Genomic DNA, 3902 nt, shown 5'->3' with positions numbered 1-3902 from the left:
GCCAGCGCATGGAGAAGATCGAATGGGGTCCGAATTGGGAAGAGATTCTCGGCGGTGAGTTCGAGAAGCGCTCAAAGGACGCCAACTTCGAGAACGTCCAAAAGGATATCTACGGGCAGTTCGAAAACACTTTCATGATGTATCTGCCGCGTCTGTGCGAGCACTGCCTCAATCCGACCTGTGTTGCGGCATGCCCCTCGGGCGCGATTTACAAGCGCGAGGAAGACGGCATCGTCCTGATCGATCAGGACAAGTGCCGCGGCTGGCGCATGTGCGTGTCGGCGTGCCCCTACAAGAAAATCTATTACAATTGGTCGAGCGGCAAATCCGAGAAGTGCACCTTCTGCTATCCGCGCATCGAAGTCGGGCAGCCTACCGTGTGCTCGGAAACCTGCGTCGGCCGTATTCGCTACCTTGGCGTGATCCTTTATGACGCTGATCGTATCGAGCAGGCGGCGAGCGTCGACGAAAAGGATCTCTACGACGCTCAACTCGGCGTTTTTCTCAATCCCAATGACCCGAATGTGATTGCGCAAGCGCGCGCCGATGGCGTGCCAGAAGCGTGGATCGAGGCGGCGCGTCGCAGCCCTGTCTATAAGATGGCGATGGAGTGGAAGGTCGCCTTCCCGCTGCACCCGGAGTATCGCACGCTGCCGATGGTCTGGTACGTGCCGCCCCTTTCGCCAATCCAATCGGCCGCGGCGATGGGCGCGATCGAGCATGACGGCGTGATGCCGGACGTCCGCTCACTGCGTATTCCGGTGAAGTATCTCGCCAACATGCTAACGGCGGGCGAGGAGGCGCCTGTGGTGTCGGCGCTGGAGCGCATGCTCGCCATGCGCTCGTATATGCGCGCCAAGACGATCGACGGCGTCATTGACCACGGAGTCGCCGAGCGCGTGGGGCTCACAGCCGCGGCGATCGAAGATATGTACCAGATCATGGCGATTGCGAATTACGAGGATCGCTTCGTGATTCCGACGACGCATCGCGAGGGCGCAGAGGATGCCTATCACTTGCGCGGCGCCTGCGGCTTCAGCTTCGGTAACCAAGCGTCGGGCGGTCGCACGGAGCTGGGTCTCTTCGGGCCGACCAAGAACCGCAAAGCCAAAAACCCGATGGAGGCGTGAGCATGGCCAACACGTACCGCGCGCTCGCTGTCTTGCTCAGCTATCCAACCGCAGAAACAGCGGCCGTGATGCCGGCAGTGCTGCAAACCCTCGCCGGCGAGAAGATCGTTTCGCGCAAGGTCGTGCGCGATCTCACACCGCTCACGTTCGAGCTCTCCAGGGACGATCTTTACGAAGCACAATCACGCTACGTTGATCTGTTCGACCGCACCCGCTCGCTTTCGCTGCAGCTCTATGAGCATGTGCACGGTGAGAGCCGCGACCGTGGCCAGGCCATGGTGGAGCTGCTGAAGCTCTACTCAGCGCATGGGCTTGAGCTCACCGCCAAAGAGCTGCCGGACCATCTCCCGGTTTTCCTCGAGTTCCTCTCGACACAGCCCCCTGAAGAGGCGTCGGCGCTGCTGGGGCAGGCGGCCCATGTGTTGGAAGCGCTGCGAGAGCGCCTGATTAAACGCGGGTCCATCTACGCCCGCGTGTTCGATGCGCTGGTGGCGATCGTTGAGAGCGACCGAAACCCGGAAGCGGTTAAGGCGCTGCTGCAAGAGCCCGATGACGACCCCAACGATTTGGACGCGCTCGATAAGGCGTGGGCCGAAGAACAAGTGACGTTTGGCCCGGATCAGGTGGGTTGCCCCAAAGCGGAGGCGATGGTCGCGCGCATGAAGGAGAGTGCGGCATGAGTGATTGGCTCAATCAAGCAGTCTTCGGCTACTATCCATATGTGGCGCTGGCGGTCCTCGTGATCGGCTCCATCCTCCGTTTCGATCGTGAGCAATACACATGGCGCACCGGCTCGTCGCAATTGCTGCGGCGCAAGCAATTGGTACTCGGCTCCGTGTTGTTTCACCTCGGTATACTCGCGATTTTCGCAGGCCATTTTGTCGGTCTTCTGACGCCGCTCGCGGTCTGGGAGGCGCTCGGCGTGACCCATGGCGCCAAGCAAATGTTGGCGATCGTGGCGGGCGGCATTGCAGGCGTGTTCTGTCTCGCTGGTGGAGTGCTGCTGCTGCACCGTCGCCTGTTCGATGCGCGCATCCGCGCCAATTCGAGCTTTGGCGACACAGCGATCCTCGCGATCTTGCTGCTGCAATTGTGTCTCGGCCTCGCCACTATCCCCGTCTCGCTCGAGCACCGCGACGGCGAGGAGATGGTGAAGTTCATGCACTGGGCGCAGGGCATCTTCACCTTCCAACCCGGGGCGGCCGACTACGTCGCCGACGCCCATTGGATATTCAAGGCGCACCTGACGCTTGGTCTCACAATCCTGCTCGTGTTTCCGTTCACGCGACTGGTGCACATGCTGTCCGCGCCGATCTGGTACCTCAACCGACGCGGTTGGCAGATTGTGCGCTCCAAGAAGCTCGCGACGCGGAGCGCACGATGAAACATACGCTGATCCAGGCGAAAGAGTCGCAAGAGCCCTTTGGCGGTTGTGGGCATGGCCCGGCGCCGGCGGCGCAACGCGCACGCAACGCACCTCCGGTGTTCGTTAACGGCGTCGCCGTGAGCGAAGCCGACATTGCCTTTGAAACCCAGAACCATCGCGCAGCGTCCGGTCCAGAAGCGCGCGCGGCGGCGGCGCGTGCGCTCGTGATCCGGGAATTGCTGTTGCAGCGCGCGGCGGCCCTTGGGCTCCAAGCGGCGCCGTGTCGCGACGACGCTGGTCGCGAGGAGACCCCGGAAGAGGCGCTGGTGCGTCAAGTTCTGGAATTGGAGGCGCAGCCGCGCGAACCGACTGCCGACGAATGCCTTCGTGTCTATGCGGCCTCCCCCGACAGCTTCACCACAATGGAGATCTACGAGGCGTCGCACATTCTATGTGCGCCGGAGCAACCAGGCGCCGAGGCTTGGGTGGCGGCGCATGGGCGGGCTGTGGCAGTGCGCCGGCAAATTCAGGAAGGCGCTGATTTTGCGAAACTCGCCCGCGCGCACTCCAATTGCCCTACGGGTTCAGACGGTGGCGCGCTCGGTCAGCTGGCGGTTGGCGATCTGGCGGGCGAGCTGGAGCGTGTGTTGTTGGCGCTTCGACAGGGCGAGGTCGCGGCAGCGCCAGTGCGCACGCGCCATGGCTGGCACATCGTGCGTCTTGATCGTCACGCCCCGGCGCGGCGCTTGCCGTTCGACGTCGTGGAGCCAGCGATCCGGGTGCGGCTGCGCGAGCGTGCACTCGTGTCGGCCTCAGCGCGTTATGTCGCCGAGCTCGCGAGGCAGGCTGAAATCGAGGGGCTTGATTTGAGATTGGGCGCCGCATGACGAACACGCTTCAGCTTGGCGATCTCCTGGCGCTAGGCCGACGCTCCAGCGCCGATCTCAGCGCATGGTTGAACGCACAGGATCAGACCTTGGCGGCCCGCGTGCGCGACGAAGCGGCGCGACGCGAGGAAACGCTCGCCGAATTCGTTCGTGTCGCGGTGGCCGATTTTCTGGCGGAAGCGGACGAGGAGGCTTGGGCCAGCCTCGTATCCGCAATCCGCGACGCGCCCGATCCGGGCGCCGCGTGCCTGGCGCGGATGACTGCGTTCAGGCTTCAATTGGAGGGCTCCGCATGAATGCTGGCGCCGAACGGGACGATGGCGCACGCGCCGTCACGCCGCACGACCCGATTGAGTTTCTTCTGGCCGAGCATCTAAATCACCGCCGCATGTGCAGGGCGCTTGAACGACTGGCTAAAACGCGCCTGCCAATCTTGATGAAGGGAATTTCCCTTCGGCTTACCTTACCACGTACCGAAGGAATAGGAAGGTTGAGGAAATCAGCAGCAAATTTAATGTC

Annotated in this window: 6 protein-coding genes; all 6 read left to right on the top strand. The window is 62.6% G+C overall.

Features of this window, described 5'->3' with window-relative positions:
* The coding region (gene narH, locus VF769_RS02040) for a nitrate reductase subunit beta (RefSeq protein WP_331006701.1) at nucleotides 1–1130 on the top strand (1130 nt) is incomplete at its 5' end.
* Between the two features lie 2 nt (nucleotides 1131–1132).
* Nucleotides 1133–1810, top strand: coding sequence for a nitrate reductase molybdenum cofactor assembly chaperone (narJ, locus tag VF769_RS02035; protein ID WP_331006700.1), 678 nt, complete (start codon nucleotides 1133–1135; stop codon nucleotides 1808–1810).
* Nucleotides 1807–2514 carry a respiratory nitrate reductase subunit gamma gene (gene narI, locus VF769_RS02030; RefSeq protein WP_331006699.1) on the top strand — a complete coding sequence of 236 codons (708 nt, stop codon included), beginning with the start codon at nucleotides 1807–1809 and terminating at the stop codon, nucleotides 2512–2514. Before narJ ends, narI begins: the two co-directional genes overlap by 4 nt.
* Nucleotides 2511–3383: a peptidylprolyl isomerase gene (locus VF769_RS02025; protein WP_331006698.1), complete on the top strand. Its 873-nt coding sequence runs from the start codon at nucleotides 2511–2513 to the stop codon at nucleotides 3381–3383. Before narI ends, VF769_RS02025 begins: the two co-directional genes overlap by 4 nt.
* On the top strand, nucleotides 3380–3679 hold the full coding sequence (locus VF769_RS02020) for a hypothetical protein (RefSeq protein WP_331006697.1): 300 nt from the start codon (nucleotides 3380–3382) through the stop codon (nucleotides 3677–3679). Before VF769_RS02025 ends, VF769_RS02020 begins: the two co-directional genes overlap by 4 nt.
* A partial coding sequence (locus VF769_RS02015) for a hypothetical protein (protein WP_331006696.1) occupies nucleotides 3676–3902 on the top strand: 227 nt, incomplete at its 3' end. The genes VF769_RS02020 and VF769_RS02015, both read left to right, overlap by 4 nt.

Origin of the sequence: Vitreimonas sp. (genome assembly GCF_036392335.1) — a bacterium.
Taxonomy (GTDB): Bacteria; Pseudomonadota; Alphaproteobacteria; order Caulobacterales; family Aquidulcibacteraceae; genus Vitreimonas.
Note: the sequence above shows the minus strand (reverse complement) of the source record. Positions and strands in the feature narration are given on the sequence as shown.

Excerpts from the sequence above, each read along its gene's own strand:
- narJ (WP_331006700.1), top strand. The coding sequence starts at position 1,133 with ATGGCCAACACGTACCGCGCGCTCGCTGTCTTGCTCAGCTATCCAACC.
- VF769_RS02025 (WP_331006698.1), top strand. The coding sequence starts at position 2,511 with ATGAAACATACGCTGATCCAGGCGAAAGAGTCGCAAGAGCCCTTTGGC.
- VF769_RS02020 (WP_331006697.1), top strand. The coding sequence starts at position 3,380 with ATGACGAACACGCTTCAGCTTGGCGATCTCCTGGCGCTAGGCCGACGC.
- narI (WP_331006699.1), top strand. The coding sequence starts at position 1,807 with ATGAGTGATTGGCTCAATCAAGCAGTCTTCGGCTACTATCCATATGTG.